Source organism: Deinococcus sp. Marseille-Q6407, from assembly GCF_946848805.1.
Classification (GTDB): Bacteria; Deinococcota; Deinococci; order Deinococcales; family Deinococcaceae; genus Deinococcus.
In genome coordinates this window covers 36,783-59,181 of sequence record NZ_CAMPFU010000002.1, presented here as the reverse complement: position 1 = coordinate 59,181, position 22,399 = coordinate 36,783, and the positions used below count along the sequence as shown (strand labels likewise).

At 67.5% G+C, this 22,399-nt stretch carries 21 protein-coding genes and 2 pseudogenes; 7 read left to right on the top strand and 16 right to left on the bottom strand.

Translation table 11 applies throughout. From position 1 onward, the window contains the following. Positions 1 to 6: 6 nt before the first annotated feature. The 3 genes from OCI36_RS02345 to OCI36_RS02335 form a co-directional block, all read right to left on the bottom strand. The gene (locus OCI36_RS02345) at positions 7 to 240 is read right to left on the bottom strand and encodes a DUF2905 domain-containing protein (protein ID WP_261663476.1); all 234 of its coding nucleotides are present in this window, start codon (positions 238 to 240) and stop codon (positions 7 to 9) included. Positions 241 to 292: 52 nt separating this feature from the next. Next, positions 293 to 1,174, bottom strand: a complete 882-nt coding sequence (locus tag OCI36_RS02340; protein WP_261663475.1) for a GNAT family N-acetyltransferase — start codon at positions 1,172 to 1,174, stop codon at positions 293 to 295. A gap of 92 nt (positions 1,175 to 1,266) precedes the next feature. Next, a complete protein-coding gene (locus OCI36_RS02335; protein ID WP_261663474.1) occupies positions 1,267 to 1,851 on the bottom strand; it encodes a GNAT family N-acetyltransferase in 585 nt (194 codons plus the stop codon). A gap of 99 nt (positions 1,852 to 1,950) precedes the next feature. On the opposite strand from OCI36_RS02335, the gene OCI36_RS02330 reads away from it, so the two are divergent. Beyond that, positions 1,951 to 2,943, top strand: coding sequence for a ketopantoate reductase family protein (locus OCI36_RS02330; RefSeq protein ID WP_261663473.1), 993 nt, complete (start codon positions 1,951 to 1,953; stop codon positions 2,941 to 2,943). On the opposite strand, the gene OCI36_RS02325 is transcribed toward OCI36_RS02330, so the two are convergent. After that, the gene (locus OCI36_RS02325; protein WP_261663472.1) at positions 2,895 to 3,557 is read right to left on the bottom strand and encodes a helix-turn-helix domain-containing protein; all 663 of its coding nucleotides are present in this window, start codon (positions 3,555 to 3,557) and stop codon (positions 2,895 to 2,897) included. The two genes, OCI36_RS02330 and OCI36_RS02325, sit on opposite strands and share 49 nt — an antisense overlap. 31 nt (positions 3,558 to 3,588) lie before the next feature. Between OCI36_RS02325 and OCI36_RS02320 the strand changes: the two genes are divergently transcribed. Both OCI36_RS02320 and OCI36_RS02315 read left to right on the top strand, forming a co-directional pair. Continuing rightward, positions 3,589 to 4,413 (top strand): hypothetical protein, encoded by an 825-nt coding sequence (locus OCI36_RS02320; RefSeq protein WP_261663471.1) that lies wholly within the window; start codon positions 3,589 to 3,591, stop codon positions 4,411 to 4,413. 73 nt (positions 4,414 to 4,486) lie between these two features. Then, on the top strand, positions 4,487 to 4,996 hold the full coding sequence (locus tag OCI36_RS02315) for a hypothetical protein (protein WP_261663470.1): 510 nt from the start codon (positions 4,487 to 4,489) through the stop codon (positions 4,994 to 4,996). Positions 4,997 to 5,012: 16 nt separating this feature from the next. Here the strand turns inward: OCI36_RS02315 and leuB are convergent, their stop codons facing one another. The 3 genes and pseudogenes from leuB to OCI36_RS02300 all read right to left on the bottom strand — a co-directional run bounded on the left by leuB (position 5,013) and on the right by OCI36_RS02300 (position 8,072). Then, positions 5,013 to 6,047 (bottom strand): 3-isopropylmalate dehydrogenase, encoded by a 1,035-nt coding sequence (gene leuB, locus OCI36_RS02310; RefSeq protein WP_261663469.1) that lies wholly within the window; start codon positions 6,045 to 6,047, stop codon positions 5,013 to 5,015. Then, entirely contained in the window at positions 6,040 to 6,684 is a 645-nt protein-coding gene (locus tag OCI36_RS02305; RefSeq protein WP_261663468.1) for a 3-isopropylmalate dehydratase small subunit, read from the bottom strand. Before OCI36_RS02305 ends, leuB begins: the two co-directional genes overlap by 8 nt. Positions 6,685 to 6,777: 93 nt before the next feature. Further along, positions 6,778 to 8,072: pseudogene (locus tag OCI36_RS02300) on the bottom strand (3-isopropylmalate dehydratase large subunit). 433 nt (positions 8,073 to 8,505) lie between these two features. Here OCI36_RS02300 and OCI36_RS02295 point away from each other — a divergent pair. Together OCI36_RS02295 and OCI36_RS02290 are read left to right on the top strand one after the other, a co-directional pair. Next, positions 8,506 to 10,076 (top strand): annotated as a pseudogene (locus tag OCI36_RS02295) (2-isopropylmalate synthase). Positions 10,077 to 10,159: 83 nt separating this feature from the next. Further along, on the top strand, positions 10,160 to 10,357 hold the full coding sequence (locus tag OCI36_RS02290; RefSeq protein WP_261663467.1) for a DUF2256 domain-containing protein: 198 nt from the start codon (positions 10,160 to 10,162) through the stop codon (positions 10,355 to 10,357). Positions 10,358 to 10,405: 48 nt separating this feature from the next. Here the strand turns inward: OCI36_RS02290 and OCI36_RS02285 are convergent, their stop codons facing one another. Together OCI36_RS02285 and OCI36_RS02280 are read right to left on the bottom strand one after the other, a co-directional pair. Beyond that, entirely contained in the window at positions 10,406 to 11,107 is a 702-nt protein-coding gene (locus tag OCI36_RS02285) for a VIT family protein (protein WP_261663466.1), read from the bottom strand. Positions 11,108 to 11,175: 68 nt separating this feature from the next. After that, positions 11,176 to 11,808 (bottom strand): ribonuclease HII, encoded by a 633-nt coding sequence (locus OCI36_RS02280; RefSeq protein WP_261663465.1) that lies wholly within the window; start codon positions 11,806 to 11,808, stop codon positions 11,176 to 11,178. 106 nt (positions 11,809 to 11,914) lie between these two features. Here OCI36_RS02280 and OCI36_RS02275 point away from each other — a divergent pair, with 106 nt between their 5' ends. Further along, positions 11,915 to 14,182, top strand: a complete 2,268-nt coding sequence (locus tag OCI36_RS02275; RefSeq protein ID WP_261663464.1) for a RelA/SpoT family protein — start codon at positions 11,915 to 11,917, stop codon at positions 14,180 to 14,182. 108 nt (positions 14,183 to 14,290) lie between these two features. On the opposite strand, the gene OCI36_RS02270 is transcribed toward OCI36_RS02275, so the two are convergent. From OCI36_RS02270 to OCI36_RS02255, 4 genes are all read right to left on the bottom strand, one after another. Beyond that, positions 14,291 to 15,889: a HAMP domain-containing protein gene (locus OCI36_RS02270; protein ID WP_261663463.1), complete on the bottom strand. Its 1,599-nt coding sequence runs from the start codon at positions 15,887 to 15,889 to the stop codon at positions 14,291 to 14,293. Positions 15,890 to 16,021: 132 nt separating this feature from the next. After that, positions 16,022 to 16,429: a hypothetical protein gene (locus OCI36_RS02265; protein WP_261663462.1), complete on the bottom strand. Its 408-nt coding sequence runs from the start codon at positions 16,427 to 16,429 to the stop codon at positions 16,022 to 16,024. After that, positions 16,426 to 17,313: a hypothetical protein gene (locus OCI36_RS02260; RefSeq protein ID WP_261663461.1), complete on the bottom strand. Its 888-nt coding sequence runs from the start codon at positions 17,311 to 17,313 to the stop codon at positions 16,426 to 16,428. The genes OCI36_RS02265 and OCI36_RS02260 overlap by 4 nt, the downstream gene beginning before the upstream one ends. Positions 17,314 to 17,420: 107 nt before the next feature. Further along, entirely contained in the window at positions 17,421 to 18,068 is a 648-nt protein-coding gene (locus tag OCI36_RS02255) for a thioredoxin family protein (protein WP_261663460.1), read from the bottom strand. A 75-nt stretch (positions 18,069 to 18,143) separates the two neighbouring features. Here OCI36_RS02255 and OCI36_RS02250 point away from each other — a divergent pair, with 75 nt between their 5' ends. Further along, on the top strand, positions 18,144 to 18,914 hold the full coding sequence (locus OCI36_RS02250; RefSeq protein ID WP_261663459.1) for a TSUP family transporter: 771 nt from the start codon (positions 18,144 to 18,146) through the stop codon (positions 18,912 to 18,914). Between the two features lie 72 nt (positions 18,915 to 18,986). Here the strand turns inward: OCI36_RS02250 and glmU are convergent, their stop codons facing one another. From glmU to tatC, 3 genes are all read right to left on the bottom strand, one after another. After that, positions 18,987 to 20,429, bottom strand: a complete 1,443-nt coding sequence (glmU, locus tag OCI36_RS02245) for a bifunctional UDP-N-acetylglucosamine diphosphorylase/glucosamine-1-phosphate N-acetyltransferase GlmU (protein WP_261663458.1) — start codon at positions 20,427 to 20,429, stop codon at positions 18,987 to 18,989. Between the two features lie 170 nt (positions 20,430 to 20,599). Then, positions 20,600 to 21,550 (bottom strand): prolipoprotein diacylglyceryl transferase, encoded by a 951-nt coding sequence (gene lgt, locus OCI36_RS02240; protein WP_261663457.1) that lies wholly within the window; start codon positions 21,548 to 21,550, stop codon positions 20,600 to 20,602. Between the two features lie 75 nt (positions 21,551 to 21,625). Then, positions 21,626 to 22,360: a twin-arginine translocase subunit TatC gene (tatC, locus tag OCI36_RS02235; protein WP_261664358.1), complete on the bottom strand. Its 735-nt coding sequence runs from the start codon at positions 22,358 to 22,360 to the stop codon at positions 21,626 to 21,628. Between the last annotated feature and the right edge of the window lie 39 nt (positions 22,361 to 22,399).

The following is a 22,399-nucleotide window of genomic DNA, read 5'->3' as shown; positions in this document are numbered from 1 at the left end:
TTGTGGTCAGCGGAACATTCCGAAGACGGCGCTCAGCAGCGACAGCACCACGCTCAGAACCAGCATGCTGACCCAGGGAATAAAGACGAAGGTGTTGCCGCTTTGGTGGTTGATGTCGCCGGGCAGGTGCCCGAACCAGCCGAACAGGGCCTTCAGAGTCCCGGGCGCAAAGGCCCACAGCAGGCCCAGCAACAACAGCAGGGCACCCAGAAAGATGATCAGGCGGGGTCCATCGGTCATGCACCCAGGTTAAGCAAAGGCCGGACTGCCGCCGGCGAATGTAAAGCCCAGTTTAGTGAGCAGATGAGAAGTCGGGTGGGCGCACCAGACCCCAGGCGTCCTCCCGAACGCTGAAGCCTAGGCTCTGATACAGCGCCTGCGCGTGATACTCCGGGTCGGCCACAATGACCAGTGTTTGTGCCCCCAACTGCTGGCGGGCCCACTCGCCGGCTGCATGAACCAGGCCACCGGCCAGCCCCTGCGAGCGCCAGTCCGGATGGGTTTCCACACTCTGGTAGCGGGCCGCTGCACCACCTTCATATTCCCCGGCCCGGTAGATGCCCAGGGCCGCCCGCAGCTGCCCATTGACGAAGGCGCCCCAGACCGCCCCGGCACCACGTTCCTGCGCCTCACGCAACAGCCGCAGCCGGCTGCGGGCGAACGGCAGATAGTCGGGGATAGGGGCTTCCTCGGCGGCGTTCACCGCCAGCCGCAGGTTCAGGGCCTGGTGCCAGTCGTCGGCCAGATGCAGAGGGCGCAACACTGTGCCGGGCGGCAGGGGGCGCCGGGGAGCAGTCCGGGTGGCAGTCAGCACGGTGGACCGCTCCAGCTGGAAGCCTAGTGCTGTCCATTCGGCCAGCTGGAGCGGTGGGGGCGCGGCCGGGGTATCCAGCCCCAAAGCCACGTGACGCGCCTCCGGGAACTCGGCAGCGAAGCGGGCCAGCCACTCATGGGCCGGTGTGTGGGAGTCCAACTCCGGGAGCAGCAGGAAATTGCCCCACCAGAAGTCGGGGTTGCCGGGGGTACGCACGGCCAGATAACCGTCCCGCGCCGTCAGCTCCGCCCCCTGATGCCGCAGCACGGCCAGATCGGTCTGGTAGCCCAGCGAACGGACCGCCGGCAGCTGGGCACTCTGGGCCGGTGCAATCTGAGAGAAGGGGGCAGCTTCACACATGGGCCCAGCCTAGGCGGGCGGCCAGCCCCGGCGCATCCGGCAAATGGCGTAGAGGGGCCGCCGCGGTCGGCGCTCGCCCGTTATGCCTCAGTTCAGCCGCGCCGGTCCAGCACCCACAAGCGCATCGGCTTGGGGCTGGGCTGCCTCTCGCCCACCTCCTGCCAGGTCATGGCCGTGTCCAGCTCGGGGCGCATCACGTAGCCGCGCCGCTCAGCCAGGCTGCGGGGCGAGCGCCAGCCGGCCGGCATCCGGGGGTGGTCCTGCGGGCGCTGCACCATCGCGGCGGCCACCAGCGGCAGCCCCAGAGTTTCCGCGTGGGCTTCGGCGCGGTCCAGCAGCCGCCCGCCCAGGCCCTGGTTCTGGTATTCCGGCTCCAGCAGCACCTCGCCCACATACAGCACCTGCGCCGGGTCCAGGCCGGCGGCGCGGAAGGGGACCTGCAACTCCTCCATCTCGTGGTTTAGCGGCACGGCGGTGCAGGCCCCCACCACCCGGCCGCCGTCACGGGCCAGAATCAGCAGGGCGCCGGGGGCCTCCGCGTAAGTCCGCAGGTACTCGCGCTCGTATTCGGCGCTGCCCTCGTACAGATAGGGAAACTCGCGGAACAGCGTCAGGCGCAGGCGGGCTACCTCGTCCAGGGCGGCACTAAAGTCGCCCTGAAGAACGTCGAAAGTCATGTCATGGGAAGCAGAAATCGGCATATCAGCGCCGACTCTACCCCGCCTGGCTGCTGCGCCGCCGGCCCGGCAGCACGGTTCCGCGCTACAGTTCCCTGCATGACCCCGGGCCACAGCACAGACCTTCAGACCGTTTCCATCGTCGGCCTTGGCGCGCTGGGCATTCTGTTCGGCAGGCAACTGGCCGCCGGGCTGCCGGCCGGACAGGTGCGGGTGGTGGCCGACCCGGCACGGACAGAGCGTTACCGCACTGAGGGTGTGTGGATGGACGGCCAGCCAGTGCCTTTTGCTTACCTCACCCCGCAGGGCACCCCCTCCCCCGCCGACCTGGTGCTGGTGTGCGTGAAGTTTCACGCCCTGGAAGCCGCCCTGCCGCTTATCGCCAGCCAGCTGGGGCCAGAGACGCTGATCGTCTCGGCGCTGAACGGCATCGCCAGCGAGGAAGTGCTGGCGCAGCATTTTGGGCCGGAGCGCATCGTGTACGCGGTGGCGCAGGAGATGGACGCCCGGCGCGAGGGCAACCGGCTGGTCTACCGCGACCGGGGGCAGCTGGTGATCGGCCCGGTGACGGACGACCCGGCCGAGGCAGCGCGGGTGCAGGCAGTAGACCGCTTTTTTACCCGCGCCGGCCTACCGCACTCGGTGGACCCCCAGATGCCCCGGCGGCTGTGGGGCAAATGGATGCTAAATGTGGGCGTGAATCAGGCGGTGGCGCTGTATCAGGGCACCTTCAGCACCGTGCAGGCAGAGGGCGAACCCCGCGAAACATTTCTGGTGGCCATGCGCGAGGTGCTGGCCCTCTCGCCACATGCCGGCACCGGTCTGACCGAAGACGATTTCCACTACTGGGTGCGCGTGATGGACGCCCTGGACCCGGCCGGCAAGCCGTCGTTGGCGCAGGACCTGGAAGCCGGCCGGCCCACCGAGCTGGAGCTGTTCGCCGGCACCGTCATCCGGCTGGGGCGGCAGTACGGGGTGCCCACGCCGGTCAATGAGCGGCTGTACGCCGGGATTCGGGCGCTGGAAGCAAAGGCCCCGGAAGTTCAGGCTTCGGCTTCATCCAGCGGCACCAGCGTCAGCTCTAGCAAGTAGGGCTTCGCGCCCTCACGCAGCCCCGTTTCCAGCGCCTGAATCCGCGCGCTTAGTGCGTCGTAAGCAGCCTGCAACTCTGCTTGCTGCGTCTCATCCAGCCAGAGCCGGCCGGTGCGGTTGCTGCCCCGGCTTCGCCGCATAGAAGCGCCGGCAGAAGACGCGGCCTCGCTGTACACTTTGCCACTGGTGTCGTCGCGGTACAGCACCCGCCCATCGGAATGCACCTCGGCCAGCACGCGGGCCAATGCGCGGGCTTTGGCCGCCTGAATAGGCTGCAGGTTGCCCGCGAGCTGCGCTTCCAAGTCGGCAAATGGCGTGTACTGAAAAGGCAAAAAGATACCGCCCGCCGCACGGTACAGCCGCACAGGCCGCCCACGCCTCGGCTGCTCGCCCACGCATTCCAGCAGCCCCGCCGCCACAAATTGCCGAATGCGGTAACTCAGCCGCTCCACGCTCACGCCTGCCTCGCGCGCCGCCTGCGCTGCGCCCAGCGTGCGGCCCATAAACGGCTGAAGCATAGTCAGCGCAGCTGCGTCACTGAGTAAGCGCGCCTGCTCTGGCGTCTGCACAGTGAACCACTCGCCCGTATAGCTACCCAAAATTGTCTGCGGCATTTTCGGTAGCGTAGCGCACACGCTGGAAGGCATGACGAGGGCCAGTTCTAACCATTTACCACGCGGCTTCTGGACGTACCTTGCGGGCATGGCGGGCATGTCGCTAGGCGACGCGCTGCTCAGCCTTGCCATGCCGTTTTTAGCGCTGGGCCTAAGCACTTTGCCCGACGAGCGGGCGGTGGCGCTGGTGTTCTTGGCTGGAAGTCTGCCGCGTCTTGCTGCGCCGCTGCTGGGCAGCATGGCTGACCGCCTCACGCCCCGCGCGGCCATTGGCGTGGCGAGCGGCCTACGTGCGGCGGCGGTGCTGTCGGTGGCTGGGTTGGCACTGGCTGGAATGCTGCCGTATTGGGGTTTGCTGGCCCTCGCCGCCGCCAACGCACTGCTCAACGTGATGAATGCCCGCGCGCCTCTCGCGCTGAGTGGCGCTGGCGGCGACATTCACGCCTACGTCGTCTTTGAAGTGCTGGTGGCGAGCAGTATTTTGGTGGGCATCACGTGGGCCAGTCGGGGCCACCACATGCCCCAGCTGCACCGCTTTGCCGTGCTGGGCGCAGCGTTGGTGGCGCTGGGGCTACTGCCGATGCTGTCAGCGGCTGTGCAGGCGTGGTGGGCAGGGGCCGTGTGCTTTGGCGTGGGTCTCGGCCTCGTCAGCGTGGCCATCACCACCCGCTCGCAGCAACTGGCGCCCACGGCTGAGCGGGGCCGCACCATGGGTGCACTCATTGGCCTGAATGCACTGGGCCTGACCCTCGGCGCGGCGCTGGCGGCATCAGCCCTTCCCACGCCTGCGCTGATGCTGGGGCTGGCGCTTGGGCTGGGGGCAGCGGCGTGGGCGCTGAAAGCTGCCAGTAACTGAACTGGGAAGCAGAAGGCTGCAGACCCACCCATATTTGCCGGCCCAGCCCGCCTTTTTCCCCTAGGCTAAAGCCATGCAGCCTGCCCTCAGACCACTCCTGCCGCTGCTCGCCCTGCTGGGCAGCACGGCCGCCCTGGCCGACACCCGGATTCCTGGCACCACCGCGTCCTATAAGGTCAGCTCCAGCCAGGGGGTGAACACCAGCATGGCTTTTGTGGACGAGAAATACGACACCAGCGGCAGAACTTACCTGGCTGTCAAGTGCCAGGCCGGCTCGCCGCAGGTCAGCCTCTACAGCAAGAACCCGCTGGGCCGCAGCGCCGGCCCAGCCGATATCGTGCTGACCTGGGACGGCGGCGAACCCTATCTGGTGTCCGGCGCCGTGCAGCGTGACCGCCAGACCGGAACCCTGGGCGTCTGGGACGCGGAACGGGGCGCCAGCAGCGGCATGCTGGGGGTGTTGACCGGCGCCCGGCGCAACGTCTCGCTGACCGTGCTGCGCCCCGGCTACTCACAGCTTACCTACACCTTTCCCACCGCCGGCTTTCTGAAAGCCATGCAGGCCATTCGCTTCTGCCGCTGAGCCGGCCCGCTCCTTCTTACAGCGCCGGCAACACCGCCGCCGTCAGCTCGGTGGTGTCGGCTTTCCCGCCCAGGTCGCGGGTGGGATGGGCACTCAAGGCCGCCTGCACCGCTGTCTCCACCCGGTCCGCCTCGGCCCCCCGGTTCAGGCTGTAGCGCAGCAGCATCGCCACGCTGAGGATGGTGCCGGCTGGGTTGGCCACGCCCTGCCCGGCAATGTCGGGGGCGCTGCCATGAATCGGTTCGTACAGCCCCGCGCCCGCGCCCAGGCTGGCCGAGGGCATCAGCCCCAGCGAACCGGGCAGCACCGCCGCCAGGTCCGAAAGGATGTCCCCGAACAGGTTCTCGGTCAGCAGGACATCGTAGCGCTCCGGGCGGGTGACCAGCAGGGTCGCCACGCTGTCCACGTACTCGTGGTGCAGCGTCACGTCCGGGTACTGCTGCGCCCGCGCCGTGACCGTCTCGCGCCACAGCTCGCTGACTTCCAGCACGTTGGCCTTGTCCACGCTGGTCAGGCCGCCGCGTCGCTCCTGCGCGGCCCGCAGGGCGTGGCCGCTGACCCGCTCGATTTCGGCGCGGGTATAGCCAATGGTGTTGAAGGCGGCGTCCTCACCCCGCTCGCGGCGTGGGTCGAAGTACGCGCCGCCCAGCAGCTCGCGCACGATCAGGAGGTCCACTCCGGCGGCAATCTCGGGGCGCAGCGGGCTGAGGTGTTCCAGGCCCGGCATCACCCGCACCGGGCGCAGGTTGGCGAACACGCCCAGGTGCTGACGCAGCCTCAGCAGTCCGCTTTCCGGGCGCTGGGGCCGGGGCAGCCGGTTCCAGGCGCTGTCCTGGGCGCCGCCTACCGTGCCCAGCAGCGCAGCGTCGGCGCCGGCCAGGGCGTCGCGGGTGCTGCCCGGAAAGGGATCGCCTTCCGCGTCGAACGCCGCGCCGCCGATCAGGTGTTCTTCCAGCGTCAGGTCCGGGGCCACCTCGCGCAGCACCTCCAGCGCCGCGCCCACCACCTCGGGGCCGATGCCGTCACCGGGCAACACCACGACCTTAGGCATGGTCCGGCTCCACCGCATCCCGGGGTGCTTCAAAACTTTCGCGGTCACCGGCAGGGTGGCCGGCGTGGCCGTGGCCGCCCTCGGTGCTGGCGGTGTTCAGCGTCTCGCCCGGCAGCTCGGCGCTGTTCGCCTGGGCCGCCGCTGCATCCTGGTCACGCATGTATTCCAGCCAGCCGCCGGCTTCCTTGACCGCCAGCGCAAACTCGGGCAGCGGGGTAAATTTCAGCTCTTTGCCGGTCGTCTCATTGCGGATGGTGCCGGCTTCCAGGTCCAGGGTGGCCTCGTCGCCGTCGCTGAACAGGTCCTCAATGCCTTCGCACTCCAGCGCCGGAAAGCCGTTGTTGATGGCGTTGCGGTAAAAAATCCGGGCAAAGTTGGGGGCCAGCACCGCGCTCACACCTGCGCCGCGCAGCGCCCACACGGCATGTTCGCGGCTGGACCCGCAGCCGAAGTCGGCCCCGGCAATCACGATGTCGCCTTTACCCACCCGCTGCACGAACTCGGGGTCGTAGTCCTGCATGGCGTAGGGGGCCAGCTCTTCCTCGCGGTCGGTGGTGAGGTAGCGGGCCGGAATAATCTCGTCGGTGTTGATGTGGTCGCGCCCGAACACATGCACGTGGGCGGTGCGGGTGGTCATCGGCTGGAGGGTGTGGGTCTGCGTCTGGGTGCCGCTGCGGGTCGGTCTTGGGTCGGGTCATGGGGAAAGCTCCTTGGGAGTAGGGATCAGGCGTCAGTCGGCGGCTTCTTCAGCCTGCATGGTGCGCGGGTCGGTAATCACGCCGGTCACGGCGCTGGCGGCCACCGTGGCAGGGCTGGCAAGGTAAATCTGCGCCGTGGGGTCACCCATGCGGCCCACGAAGTTGCGGTTGGAACTGGAAATACACACGTCGTTCGGCCCCAGCACGCCGGTATGCATGCCCAGGCAGGCGCCGCAGCTGGGGTACGAGACGGTGGCCCCGGCGTCCACGAAAATCTCCATCAGCCCTTCCACCGCCGCCTGTTTCCAGATGGCCTGGGTGGCGGGCACGATGGTCATCTGCACCCCGTCGGCCACCCGGCGGCCGCGCAGAATCCGCGCCACCTCGCGCAGGTCGCTGATGCGGCCGTTGGTACAGCTGCCCACATAAGCGTGGGTCACCGGAATGGCGTCGCTGCCGGCCACCCGCCCGTTGCTGGGAATGTGCGGGTAGGCCACGGTGGGCTCCACCTGCGAGGCGTCAATCTCCACGGTCACGGCGTAGCGCGCGTCCGGGTCGGACTGGTACTCGGTGTACCCATCCGGGGTTACGCCGCGTGCCCGCAGGTACTCGCGGGTGGTGCCGTCCACCGCCACGATGCCGGTCTTGCCGCCGGCCTCAATCGCCATATTGGTCAGGGTAAAGCGGCCTTCCATATCCAGTCCATATCCAGGCCCTCGATATAGTCGCCCACCCATTCCATCACCATGTAGTTGGCGCCGTCCGCGCCGATTTGCCGGATCACTTCCAGCACGATGTCCTTGGGCGACACGCCGGGGCCGGCCTCGCCGGTCACGCGAATCAGCATGGTTTCGGGCACCTTGAACCACACCCGGCCAGCGTAGATGGCCCCGGCCAGGTCGGTGCTGCCCACGCCAGTGGCGAACGCGCCCAGGGCGCCCGCATTGCAGGTGTGGCTGTCGCCCGACACCAGCGTCTGGCCCGGCTTCATCAGGCCGCTGTTTTCCAGCACCACGTGGGCGATGCCGCCGCGCCCCACGTCATAAAAGTGGCGGATGCCTTTTTCCTGCACCCAGCTCTTGAGCTTCTGGTACATCTGCGCCGCTTTGATGTTCATGGCCGGCACCGAGTGGTCCGGGACCGCCACGATTTTCTCCGGGTCAAACACCCGGTCCATGCCGCGTTCTTCCAGCATCCGCAGGGCAGCGGGGGTGGTGATCTCGTGGCACAGCACGAGGTCGGTGCTGCACTCGATCAGTTCTCCGGGGGTGACGCTGTCTTTGCCGGCGTGCGCGGCGAGAATCTTTTCGGCGATGGTCATGCCCATGTGGGGGCCTCCTTGGCAGGTTGGCGGGGATGCGGGGAGTGGCAGGAGAAAAAAAGAAAAATGGCCCCAGCAACATGCAGCTGGGGCCATGCGGCGCGGAGCGCTATGACCCGGGTGGCAGCAGTAGGTCGCTGTAAGCATTCGTTGGCTGTCCGGGTTGCTCAGGCATGCAAGGACTATACCCAGGCCCCTCTATTTTGGCAAGTGGCAAACAAGCCTTGCCAACCGGCTGACATTCGGCTAGGATGGCCCACATGTTCCACACTGCGCCCGGCCTACTACGCTGCTGTTCTCCCTGAGAGTCAGCCAGCCGGCCCTGCACCCACGCCCATCTGCCCTGACTTCCCCCGGAGAACCCACCTGCTTCTCCCGGGGGTTTTTGCTGTGCTTGCCCGCGCCCCTTTGCCCCCTTTTCCCTACAGGAGCCCTGACCATGACCACCCCCAGTTTCCCCAGCGACCCCGGCTACATCCGCATTTTCGACACCACCCTGCGCGACGGCGAGCAGAGCCCCGGCGTGGCGCTGAACCACGCCCAGAAAATCGAGATCGGGCAGCAGCTGGCCCGGCTGGGTGTAGACATCATCGAAGCCGGCTTTCCGATTGCCAGCGCCGGCGACCTGGAGGGCGTGCAGCGCATCGCCCGCGAGGTGCGCGGCCCGGTGATTGCCGCCCTGGCCCGCGCCGGCCGCGCCGACATCGAAGCGGCGGCACGTGGGGTGGAAGCGGCACAGCGGCCCCGAATTCACACCTTTATCGCCACCAGCCCCATCCACATGCAAAAGAAGCTGAAGCTGGAGCCGGATCAGGTGGTAGAAAAGGCCGTGCAGGCGGTGGAATACGCCCGCACCTTTGTGGACGACGTGGAATTCAGCGCCGAGAACGCCACCCGCTCGGACGTGGACTTCATGATCCGGATTTTCCGGGCGGCCGCCGCGGCCGGTGCAGCCACCATCAACGTGCCCGACACGGTGAGTTACACCACCCCCGAGGAAATCCGCGCCCTGTTCGCCCGGCTGCGGGCCGAACTGCCGGAGCATGTCGTTCTCTCGGCGCACTGCCACGACGACCTGGGCATGGCGGTCGCCAATTCCATCGCGGCGGCGCAGGGTGGGGCGCGGCAGATCGAATGCACCGTGAACGGCATCGGTGAGCGGGCCGGCAACGCCAGCCTGGAAGAAATCGTGATGGCCTTTCATACCCGCGCCGATCAGTACGGTTTCAGCACCGGGATTCAGACCCGCGAACTCTACCGCGCCTCGCGCCTGGTCAGCCGCCTGAGCGGGATGCCGGTGCAGCCCAACAAGGCCGTGGTGGGCGACAACGCTTTTGCCCACGAATCGGGCATTCACCAGGACGGGGTCCTGAAAGCCCGCGAAACCTACGAGATCATGAACGCCGAACTGGTGGGCCGGTGGGCCGCGAGGCCGCCGTGATGGTGATGGGCAAGCACTCGGGCCGCGCCGCGTTCCGGCAGGCGCTGGCGGACCTGGGCTACGCGGACATGGACGAGGACAAGGTGCAGGGGCTGTTCGGCCGCTTCAAGGACCTGGCCGACCGCAAGGGGCAGGTGTTCGCCGAGGACCTGCGGGCGCTGGCCGACTCGCGCACCGACGTGCCACAGACCTACAGCCTGGACGCTTTCCAGATCACCTCCGGCATGAACGTGGAGCCGGTGGCCTTCGTGCGCCTGACCACCCCGCAGGGCAGCCGCAGCGCCACCGCCCATGGTGACGGCCCGGTAGACGCCGCTTTTCAGGCCATCAGCGACATCACCGGCGTGCAGCCGGAGCTGGAGAAATACCGCATTCAGTCGGTCACGCAGGGCGACGACGCGCTGGGCGAAGTGAGCATCACCGTGCGGCACGGCGAACAGTACCTCAGCGGAGTGGGTGTCGCCACCGACATCGTGGAAGCCAGCGTTCGCGCCTGGCTGCGGGTGATCAACATGATTGAAGCCGGCATGGGCAAGGAAAAGGTGAGCGCACAGGTCAGCACGCCCTGAGCTAGAGCCCAGGTGAAAAAGGGGAGGCCGGAGGTAGGCCTCCCCCTCTCTTGATTTGCCCTGCTCTGCCCTATTCTCGGAACGTGGCCAGAACGCATGTCAACGGCAAAGCCGCCCGCCCCCCGGCCGAGCGGGCCAGCAAGGTATGTCCGGTATGCGGGCGGCCGTTTCAGTGGCGCCGCAAGTGGGAACGCGACTGGGACAACGTGCGCTACTGCTCGGATCGCTGCCGACAAGCGGCGAAATCTCAGCCGGAAACTGGCCCGCAGAAAGCCCGCTAGCAGCGCCGGAGCTGCCCCGGCACAGGGCCCCCGGCACAGGGCCAGCGCCTACGCCTGCACCCCGAACAGGCTGCCCACCAGCGCGCTGAGAGCCATCGCTGCTGCGCCCCAGAGCGTGACCCGCAGCGCCCCTTTCCAGAGTGAGGCTCCGCCTGCGTAGGCCGCCAGGGCGCCCAGCACCAGCAGCGCCAGCAGGGTGACCACCGTGACCCCCACACCCACAGCGCTGTGCGGCAGCAGCACGGCCGCAATGACCGGCACGATGCCGCCCACGATGAACGACACCGCCGAGGCCAGCGCCGCCTGGAAAGGCCGGGCCCGCAGCTGCTCGGTGATGCCCAGTTCCTCGCGGGCGTGGGTGCCCAGGGCGTCGGCGGCGGTCAGTTGCTGCGCCACCTGCCGGGCCAGCCCCGGCTCCACCCCGCGCGCGACATAAATGTCGGTCAGTTCCTGCAACTCTGCTTCGGGCTGCTCGCGCAGTTCGCGGGCTTCCTTGGCCAGGTTGGCGTGCTCGGTATCGGCCTGCGACTGCACCGACACGTACTCGCCGGCCGCCATCGAAGTTGCGCCGGCCACCAGCGCGGCCACGCCGGCCAGCAAAATGGTGCCGGGCGTGGTTCCAGCAGCGGCAGCCACCCCCACCACGATGCTGGACACCGACACCACCCCGTCATTGGCCCCCAGCACCGCCGCCCGCAGCCAGCCGATCCGTTCAGTGTTGTGTTGTTCCTGATGCGCCGTTCCCGTCATAAGCAGCATCCTGTCACAGTCTGGCGGCCAGCCGTCCGCAGGAAACTTTTATTCCTTTTCTTTCAGAATCAGTCCAGCAGGCGCCGCTGGAGCAGGGCCGCCACCGGCCGGAAGCCCCGGCGGTGCGCCTCACTGACCCCCAGTTCGGCCAGGGCCGAGCGGTGTGCCGAGGTGCCGTACCCTTTGTGCGCCGCAAAGCCGTAGCCGGGGTAGGTGCTGTCCAGCTGCCGCATCAGGGTGTCGCGTTCGGTCTTGGCGAGGATGCTGGCTGCCGCCACGCTGAAGCTCAGGGCATCGGCGCGCGGCGGGGCCAGCAGCGGCAGCGGGGTGCGCAGGCGCAGGTAGTCGGTCACCAGGGCCTGTGGTTCCGGATTCAGGGCAGCAATCGCCCGCATGGCCGCCGCGTGGGTGGCGCCCAGAATATTCAGCCGCTCGATTTCCCCCGGCCAGGCGTGCTCCACCGCCCAGGCCAGGGCGATCCGGCGCACCTCGGCGGCCAGGTCCTCGCGCTGGGCAGCGCTCAGCGTCTTGCTGTCAGCGAAGGGCAGTTCCCCTCCCGTATTCGGCAGAATCACGGCGGCCACCGTTACCGGCCCAGCCCAGGCGCCGCGCCCGGCCTCGTCCACCCCAGCCACCCGGAAGTACCCACGCACCCAGTGCTGGCGTTCCAGGGACCAGTCGGGTGTCACGGCAGCAGGCATCTTCCGCAGCATAGCGCTCCGCTGCTTTCTCTCCTGCCGCCTTTCTGCCGGCGCAGGGCACGGTCCGGGCAGCGGCGCCCGCGCTATTGTGAACGCTGTGCATGGCATGGAACAACTGCGCGCCCTGATTGCGGAGCGGCCTGACGCCGAACGCGATCTGGTCGAACGCGCCTATGAATTTGCCCGTGAGGCCCACGCGGGCGTGGTCCGCAAAAGCGGCGAGGAGTACATCACCCATCCGGTGGCGGTCGCCACCATCCTGGCCGATCTGGGCATGGACAGCACCAGCATCGCCGCCGGGCTGCTGCACGACACGGTCGAAGACGTGGACGGCGTGACTTTCGAGGTGATTACCGAGCGGTTCGGCCCGGATGTCAGCCGGATCGTGGAGGGCGAAACCAAGGTCAGCAAGCTGAGCAAGGCCGGCTCGCAGACCGCCGAGGTCAGCGACGACGGCCGCGACATGCAGGCCGAGAACCTGCGCCAGATGCTGATCGCTATGACCGACGACCTGCGGGTGATCGTGGTCAAGCTGGCCGACCGCCTGCACAACATGCGGACCATGGATTCGATGCCGCCCGAAAAGCAAAAGCGCATCTCGCGTGAGACGATGGAAGTCTTCGCGCCGCTGGCGCACCGCCTGGGCATCGGGCAGGTCAAGTGGGAGCTGGAAGACCTCAGCTTTCGCTACCTCTATCCCGAGGAATACCACGAACTGCGCTCCAGACTGCGGATGCAGCTGGACGAGCGCGACGGCATCGTCAAGAATGCCGAGGAAAGCCTGCGCTCGGCCCTGGCTGACGACCTCGAACTGCCCGACTGGGTGATCGACATCGACATCTCGGGCCGCTCCAAGCACCTGTGGAGCATCTTCAACAAGATGCGGCGCGAGGGCAAGGCGCTGGAACAGATTTTCGACCTGATGGCGCTGCGGGTGATTCTGACCCCCCGGCCGATGGAAGCCCGCGAGGGCACCGACCCCGAGCGGCTGGCCCGCGCCGAGGAAACCCGCGAGAAGCGCATCTGCTACCACACCATTTCGATCGTCCACTCGCTGTGGACACCGCTGCCGGGCCGCTTCAAGGATTACATCGCGGTGCCCAAGCCCAACGGCTACCAGTCGCTGCACACCACGGTGATCGGCAAAAGTGGGCAGCCTATCGAGATTCAGATTCGGTCGCTGCGAATGCACGAGGTGGCCGAATACGGGGTGGCAGCCCACTGGATGTACAAGCAGGGCGGGCAGCTGAACCAGCGCGAGCGCGACCAGTGGATCGACCAGCTGCGCGAGCTGCAAAACGAGGTGGGCGACGCCACCGAATACATGGAGACCGTCAAGAACGATTTCCTGTCGCAGCGGGTGCGGGTCTTTACACCCAAGGGGCTGGCGATCAGCCTCACGGCCGGCAGCACGCCGGTAGATTTCGCGTACCACATTCACACCCGCATCGGGGAAACCATGGTGGGGGCACGGGTGAACGGCAAAATCGTGCCGCTGAGCCAGAAGCTGCAAAACGGCGACATGGTGGAAATCCTGACCAGCAAGAACGGCAAGCCCAGCAAGGACTGGCTGAACTTTGCCGGCACCCGCTCGGCCCGCACCAAGATCCGCTATTTCTTCCGCCAGGACGAGCGGCTGGGCGCACTGGCGCACGGCCAGCAGATGCTGGAGCGTTATCTGCGCAAGCGCCAGCTGCCGGTGCGCAAGCTGATGAGCGTCAAGAAGCTGGAAGACGCCGCGCAGAAACTGGCCGGCAGCCGCAACCCCGACGAACTGTTCCTGGCACTGCACGCCGGCAAAGTGACCACCGCCCAGGCCGCCCGCACCCTGGACCCGGCGCTGGAGGTGAAAAAAGCGCCGTCCTCACCGCTGCCGCCCCACAGCAGCGCCAAGGACGGCCACGCTCCCACCATCTACGTGGACGGCCTGAGCACCTCCACCAAGCTGAGTCAGTGCTGCCAGCCCATTCGCGGCGACCAGATCATGGGTTACCTGACCCGTGGGCGCGGAGTCAGCATTCACCGCATCGACTGCCCCAACATGATCCGGCTGCTGGCCGACGAGCCGGAGCGCTGCGTGTCGGCGTCGTGGAACTCGCGCGCCGAGGAGCATTTCGAGGTCAATCTGGACGTGGTGGCCCCCGACCGCGACGGGTTGTTGGCCGATATTCTCAGCGTGCTGGCCCGCAACCAGTACAGCCCGCTGCGCTTCGAGGCTTTTGTGGACGCCGGAGAGGCAGCCCATGTTTGTCTGCGGCTGGATTTTGCCAACAATCCGGAAATGAAAAGCCTGCTGAGCGAACTCAAAGCGGTGAGCGGCGTAGAGGAAGTGCGCCGCACCCGTGGCTTTGGCCGCACCGCCCTGAACGAATAAACGGGCATCTACCGTAGATAAACGCGCCGCCCGGAAAGAAAGTCCAGGGCGGCGTGTTTCGCTGAGGTAATGACGGGCCGGGCCGCCGGCCTGGCTGCCTTGACCTTACTAACGCTTGCGGCGGCGCAGGCGGTCCATGGCGGCGCTGAGGCTCAGGCGCATGCGCTCCAGGGCCTGGGCCAGATCGCCCACCTCGTCGTTGGCTTCGGCGTGCACCGGCTGGTTCAGGTCCCCGGCGCTGATGGCGTCGGCCGCACGCACCAGTCGCTGCAGGGGTTGCAGCAGGCCCTGGGCTGCGCGGCGGGCCCACAACGCCGCCAGGCCCAGTAGTGCCAGCGAGGCCAGCAGCCAGGGCAGCACCGTGCGGGCCAGGTTAAAGCGGTACGGCACGCCCACCGAGACCTGGGGGGTCTGTTCGGTGGCGTCAACCGCGCCCACCGCGTAACTGGAGTTGCCGTTCCGGAACAGAGCAGCGTTGTTCTGTGGCTTCCAGCCAGCAAAAGCTTTCTGGAGGTTCTGGCTGTCGGCCGGCTTGGCGTCGCTGGCAAAGTAGGTAGAGCCGCCGGGCACTTGCACCTGCACAAAGCCGATGCCGTTGTCGTTTGCCAGCGTCCGCAGCTGGTTTTGCAGCGCGTCGGTAGAGCCGGTCTGCAGCGTGGCGCTGAGGCTACGGGCCAGGGTCTGCGCCTGCGCCGCCGACTGGGTGCGCTGGGCGGCTGGCAACAAGGTGCTCAGCAGCAACAGCGACAGCAGTGCCAGCGCGGCCGTGGGCAACAGCGAGGACAGCAGCAGCTGACGCTCCAGGCTGCGGCGCGGCCCCGACACCGTGACCGGCAGTTCGGCGTCGTCGGCCACGTCCATAAAACTGGGCACCAGCGGCGCTGGGGCGGCGGCCGTTTCGGAGCGCTCCGGCACCGGTACGTCCACCTTCAACGAATCGGCGAAGTCGGCCCAGACATCACCAGTGTCACCCGCCTGTTCCGTTTTCTGGTCACGGCCGGCGCTGCCCAGGTCCTGGGTAAAGCTGGCCCACTCGTCATCTGCCGGGGCGGCAGGGGCCGGATCGTGGCGGCCGGCAGGACGCGGGCTCTCAGTGCTGCCCGTGACCCCGCCCGGCGCGGCGCTGAACACCTGACTCTGGCTCCCTTGACTTTGACCTGCCTGGCCGCTGGCCGGCGCCGCAAATGGATCGGCCGCAAAAGGGTCTGTGCCGAAGGAGGGAGCTGCGCTGAACGGGTCGGCACCGAAGGGGTCCGCCCCAAAAGGATCAGCACCGAAGGGGTCTGCGGCGGGGGCCGTCGCCGCTCCCAGCGGGCTGGCCGAAAAAGGATTGTCTGCCGGGGCTTCTGCACCCGGCTGGCCTGCGCCAAACGGGTCCGCAGACGGGGCAACCAGTGTGCTGGCACTGTCACTACTGGCCGCCGGCCCAGGTGCCGGCGCCGCAGCAGCAGAAGCAGCACCGAGGCCGCTCAGCGTGCCCTCTTCGGGCACCTCTTCCAGGGTGACGTCCGCACCGACGCCGCTGAAGATGCCCAGCAGTTTCTCGGCCTTGGGGCGGGTGGTGGGCTTGAGCAGCCGCCCCGAGCGGCGGGCAGACAGCTTACCGGCCGCCGAGGCACTGAGCCCCAGCCCCTGCTGAAGCCTCTGCTCCAGGTCGGCACGAACCTCATCCTGAACGGGTTGCTGAATGACTACGGTGTACTTCATGCTTTCCTTCCTTGGTGCGGCGCGGTTCCGTCCGGGCCAGCCCGGCGCCCGGGAGTGCGGCCATGCAGAGAACCTGCGGAGAATGGCTTCAGCTTAGAGACTGAAGTCTGACCACTTAGGCACAGCCGGCCCTCAGGCCAGCTCATGCTCGCGGGCCAAGTGAGCAAAAGCGCTGCGCTGCTGTGGCTCCAGTTCCTGCGAGATTTTCTGAAAGAGGCTGCCGGCCCGTGGCTCCGGGCCCAGGTCTTCCAGGGCCTCGTCCACAATCACGCCGGCGATGGGCCCGATCAGGCTGCCCAGCAGCCGGGTGATTTCCTGCTGCAGCCCAGCGTCTACCGGGCGCAGCAACCGCTGGTGGCTCTGGGCGCGGCCGGCCGCCTCGACCACCGCCTGCAGCACCTCGTCCTCACCGACGCCGGCCAGCCGGGCCACCTCTGCCGCCGACAATTGCCCGTCAATCAGGTCCAGCACCCGCCACACCCGGTAAGGCAACGGCGTCTCGTCGCTGAGACCTTCGGGCCAGCTCAGGGCGCGGGTCATGCCTGACCCCTTTCTTCCAGCGCCTGCAGGCCGCTGGATTCCCACAGCTCATGCTGGCGCAGCCGCTCCAGCGGCAGGTCGCTCAGGCGCAGGCCCAGGCGGGGCAGTGCCAGGCTGTACGCCGCCAGCAGGGCCGGCTGCAACTCGTCAGCCTCCACCGCCGGGTCCACCTTTAACTCGCCGGTCCGGACCGTCACCTCACGGGTAAAAGGGTCCAGCACCGGATAGCGGACGGCCAACTGCAACGACACCTGCCGCCAGACCTCATCCAGCGCGGCGCGGCGGTGGGTCAAGGTCAGCAGCTGCCGCCAGAACAGCTCCAGCTCGCTGCGGTCCAGCGGCCGGTGGAGCGGCACGAACTGCCATTCCTGGCTTTCGCTGTCCCCTGCTGCCTGCGGCTCCCAGCTGCCCCAGCGCGGCTGGCCCTCCAGCCAGTACGACACCCCCGCGCCGGCCCCGGAGCCGGTCAGCAGGCCGGTCTGACCACTCAGCTGCGCGGTCACCTGCGCCGCCGTGCCGCGCAGCGCCTGCCCGCTGCCGGCGCGGTGTTCCCAGATGGCCGCCGCCGCCGCCTCGCTGAGCGGCAGCAGGGTCACGCGGGCCCGCGGCAGGCCGCGCATCAGCATGGCAAAGTTCAGTTCATGGGGGCCGCTGTGGCCCCCCAGCAGCTGTCCAGCCAGCCAGACGAAGCGGGCACAGGTGCCACCCGACTCGGCCTGAAACAGCAGGCTCTGCCCGGCCTGTGAGCGGGCCCGGAGGTCAGCGATGATTTCGGCCCACGGATAAAAATCGGTCGAAATCTGGCGGTAGATCGGTGCAGGAACGCCCTGGACTGCGGCTGGCTGCGCGCCGGGATGGACAGCTGGGGGGGTAGGGTCGCTCATGGTTCTAAGAGCAGTATAAAGGGCTGCCTCCGGAGAATGGCAGCCCTATGAGAATGGGGATTCAGTTGCTCAGCGACCGGCCAGCGCCTTAGGCAGCCGGCGGGGCCTCAGCTCTGAGCCAGCAGCTCGGCGCGCAGCTGTTCCACACGCGGGCGCAGGTCGCCGCGGGCGGCCGGTGCGCCCAGCTGGTGCAGGCCGCCGTGGTAGGCATCAGGGTCGCCGAACAGACGCGACAGCAGCTCGAACTCGCGTTGCGAACGCAGGCTGGCGTCGTCGCGGAACATCGGCACCCAGCGGTCCTGGAACTCGAAATCGTTCAGCTGACCGGCCAGGTAGGCGTCAATCAGGTTGAGGTAGGGCTGAATGTTGCTCTGGGTGTCCACGCCGCTGCCGCTGCGCTCGGGCACCAGTGCCGTAAAAGCCGGGGCCAGCGCCTCGGGAGTGATGTCCCAGTTGTTCACCTCGAACTGCGGCTGGCCGTCCTTGAACAAAATCAGCTGCGGGCTCTGGTGCTGGATGCCGGTGGATTCGGCCACAAAGTTGGACGCCGGGCGCCAGTCCACCACCCGGATAAAGCCCACCGGCAGGTCATAGCGCTGCAGGAAGGTTTCCAGCACGCCGAATCCCTGCATGGTCTTGTGGCAGGTGCCGGCCTTGAACACGGCAGCCACCGGATACTGGCTCAGGAAAGTCTGCACTTCTTCGGGGGTGGTCAGGGGCTCCAGCACCTGCGCGGTCGCATTGGCTTGCGTCATACCCGGCAGAATAACAAAGGGGCCGCGGCAGCAAATGTCGGCGGGTGACGGTTGCCGCCCACTACACTGACAGTCATGATTGGTCTAGAGACGGGCGGCATCGGCCCGGAAGTTCTGCTGTACGGCCTGCCGCTGGCATTTCTGGCCGGGTTCATCGACGCGGTCGCGGGCGGCGGCGGCACCATTTCGCTGCCGGCGCTGTTTTTCATGGGGCTCAGCCCGGTGCAGGCGGTAGCGACCAACAAGCTGCTGGCCATCTTCGGCTCGGCCACGTCCACCTACCAGTACTGGCGCGGCGGGCACCTCAACCGCGAGCTGCTGCTGCGCACGGTGCCGCTGGCCCTGATTGGCAGCGCGCTGGGCGCCTATCTGGTGCGCTTCGTGGGCCCGGACTCGTTCCGGGCACTAGTGGGCGGGGTGATCCTGGTGGTAGGTGCCCTGGTCATTGCCAACAAGCGCTTCGGGCTGGAATCCACCTATCCGGGCCTCACAGCGCGGACCCTGGCCATCGCCCTGCCGGGGGTGCTGGTCGTTGGCCTGTACGACGGCTTTCTGGGCCCCGGCACCGGCACCTTCCTGATGCTGCTGTTCGCCCTGACTGGCATGAATCTGGTCAGTTCCAGCGGCAACGCCCGCGCCGTGAACTTCGCCACCAACCTGGGCGCCCTGGGCCTGTTTATCGCTGCCGGCAACATCGTGTGGTGGCTGGGCCTCAGCATGGGCCTCGCCAACGCGCTGGGCGCCCGCACCGGCGCCCGGATGGCAATGCTCAAGGGCAGCGGCTTCGTAAAAGTCATCTATGCGGTGATCGTGGTGATCGTGGCGTTCGTGATGTTTCGCGGCTGAGCTGGCCGGGGCAAGGGATAGAGAAAGGGGCCGGCAGAGGGGTCAACCCTACGCCGGCCCGCCCCCAGTAATTTAGTCCTTCCGCAGCCAGCCCGACAGCCAGGGCAGTTTGACGTCCACTTTCTCGCGCAGGCCGCCCCAGTAACGTCGGCTCCAGCCTTCCAGGTTACGCTGACGGCCACGGGCTACCGCCATTGCGCCTTCGGGCACGTCCTGATGCACGGCGCTCCCAGCGGCGATAAAGGCGGCGTCGCCCACAGTGCGCGGCGCGATCAGGGTGGAGTTGGAGCCGATAAAGACCCCGGCGCCCACCTGTGACTGGTGCTTGTTGACCCCGTCGAAGTTGGCGACGATGGTGCCAGCACCCACGTTGGTTTCCTGGCCAATGGTCACGTCGCCCAGGTAGGCCAGGTGCCCTGCCTTGACGCCCTGATCCAGCCGGGCGTTCTTGGTTTCCACAAAGTTACCGATGTGCACGCTCTCGCCCAGCATCGTGCCGGGGCGCAGGCGGGCAAAAGGGCCCACGTCCGCGCCCCGGCCCACGCTGGCCTGTTCCAGCACCGAGTGCGCCCGGATCACGGCGCCGCTCGCAATCCGGCTGCTGCCCACCACCGAGTAGGCCCCGATCACGGCGCCCGGCTCGATCACGGTCTCGCCGGTCAGGATGACGCCCGGTTCCAGCACCACGTCGCGCCCGATCTGCACGGTGTCTTCAATCCGCACGGTGTCGGGGGCCTGAATGGTCACGCCTTCTCGCATCAGGTTCTGGGTGATGCGGCGGCGCATGACCGCTTCGGCGTCGGCCAGCTGCCGGCGGTCGTTGGCGCCCATCACCTCGTCCGGGTCGGCCAGCTTGAAAGCGCGCACGGCGCCGCCCTCGGTGCGGTACAGCTCCAGCAGGTCGGTCAGGTAGTATTCCTGCGCTGGGTTGTCGTTGCCGATGCGGGCGGCCAGCTCAGGGGCGCGGGCGTCCATCACATACACGCCGGAATTGAACTCGCGCACCGCCTTTTCCTCTGGGCTGGCGGCCTTTTCCTCCACGATCCGCAGCACGCCGCCGGTCTCGTCCCGGATGATCCGGCCGTAGCCGGTCGCGTCGGGCAGTTCGCCGGTCAGGACCGTCATGGCGCTGCCCTCGGCGCGGTGATCTTGCAACAGACCGCGCAGCGTATCTTCCGAGAGCAGCGGGGTGTCACCGTACAGCACCAGCACGTCGCCGTCGCCGGGCAGTTGCTGGGCGCCACACAGAAAAGCGTGGCCGGTGCCCAGCTGCTGATCCTGACGGGCAAACGTCACGCCCTCGCCGGCCAGCGCCGCTTCCACCCGCTCGGCGCCGTGCCCGGTCACCACCACCACCTGCCGCGCGCCCAGGCTGCGGGCCGCTTTCACGGCCCAGCCCACCATCGGGCGGCCGGCCACCGGGTGCAGCACCTTGGGCAGGTCGGATTTCATGCGGGTGCCCGCGCCGGCAGCCAGCACGATCACATCCAGGGGGCGTTGTTCGGTTGCAGTCATATCCATCTCCTTGAGTCTCGGCATCCGGGAGTCAGGCCCGGAGCGTTCGGAACTGTAGCGCATTTATGTTCAGGCAGGGCCGTGGGGGGACATCAATTGTAACCGCCTGCCGGGGGCGTCACAGCCCGGGCAGGCGGAAGGGGGGCCGGCGGCAGCCCCGCCCCTGTTGTTTATTCGCCGCCGCGGGCCCGCGCCTCGGCGTGGGTCATCACCTGGCCGGCCGCGACCGGCTGAGGCTCCGGCCGGGATGCGATGCGCCACAGCATATACAGGCTCAGCAGCACCAGCGGCACGCTGATGATCTGGGTCAGGGTCCACAGCCCGATGCCCGGTTCATGCAGGCCCTGGCTGAGATAGCTGTTCACCACCAGCGGATTGAGCCGGAAGGTCTCTTCCAGGCCGGCCCGCAGCAGCGAGTACCACAGCCAGAACTGCCAGAACGCCCAGCCGGGTTTGTGGCTGCGCAGCCAGTAGAACGACGCGATCAGCAGGCCAATGCCGATCAAGACCCCATACAGCTGGGTGAAATGCACCGGTGCCGTCATCACCAGCTGCCCGCCCACCGTCTCGCAGTACTTCGAGAGGTCCATGGTGGGGTCGGGGTTGGGAATGCACATGCCGTCGTGAAAGGCGCGGGCCCAGGCCGGCCAGTGGTAGCCGATAGGCCAGCCGGTCACGCGGCCCACGGTATCGGTGCCGTTCATGATATTGCCCAGCCGGCCGCCGATGATGCCCAGCGCCACGCCCGGCGCGGCCAGGTCCAGGTAGCGGTAGAAGTTCATCTTGTACTTGCGGGTAAACCACAGCGCCGCCAGAATGCCGCCCAGCAGCCCCCCATGAATGGAAATCCCGCCCTGGCGCAGGTTGATGATGTCCAGCAGCCGCTGCGGGAACGGGGTGTCGGCAAAGAGGTCCCACGAGGTCGCCACGAACATCAGCCGCGCCCCAATAAAGCCCCACAGCAGCATGGTGTAGATCATGCGCTCGAAAAGATCGGCGTCCAGGCCGCGCTCGCGGGCCAGCTTCAGACCGATGCTGATGCCGGCCACAATGCCCAGGGTCATCAGCACGCCGTACCAGGCGATGGTGAAGCCCCCGATATTCAGGAAAATTGGGTCCATAAGTCCTGGCTAGTGTACGGGTTTGGCCGGGGGCTGGGGTGAGCCGGGGGCCCCGGGCGCCCTCCCGCCGCGCCCCTAGAGCCGCACCGGTTCGTCGTCGTCGGGTACGCGCACCTGAAACACCCGCGACAGGACGATGCTCAGCTCGTAAAGCAGGTAGAGCGGAGCCACCACCAGCATCATGGTGCCGGGGTCCGGCGTGGGCGTGATCACGGCCGAAATGATCAGGATGCCCACTATGGCAAAGCGCCAGCCGGAGCGCAGCAGCCGGTGGTTGATCAGCCCGATGCGGGTCAGCAGCACCGCCAGAATCGGCAGCTCGAAAGCCAGCCCGAACGCCACCAGAAAGGTGACCACCATGCCGATGTACTGCGACACGTCCGGCATGGCCTGCACCTGACCGGCCAGAAAATCCAGGAAAAAGCGCACCATCGCCGGCAGCACGAAGTAATAGCCGAAAGTGACGCCGGCGGCAAAAGCCACCCCCGCCCCCACGATAAAAGGCAGCGCCCAGCGCCGCTCGTTCTGGTAGAGGCCCGGCGCGATAAAGGCCCACACCTGGGTCAGAATCAGCGGCAGTGAAATCGCCATGCCGGCCCAGAAACTGAGGTTCAGCGCCGCCATGAACTGCCCGGTGAGGGTGGTGCTGATCAGTTTGACCTCGCCGGCCTGAAACTGCACCGAGGCGTTCAGCGGCTTTTCCAGCAGCGTCAGCAGCGGCTGATGCACCGTGAAGGCGACGCCCATGCCAACGCCCAGAAACACCACCGACCAGATCAGCCGGGTACGCAGCTCCCCAAGGTGCTGCATCAGCGTGGCGCTGGCGAGTTCCTCGCGGGTCAGGGCAGA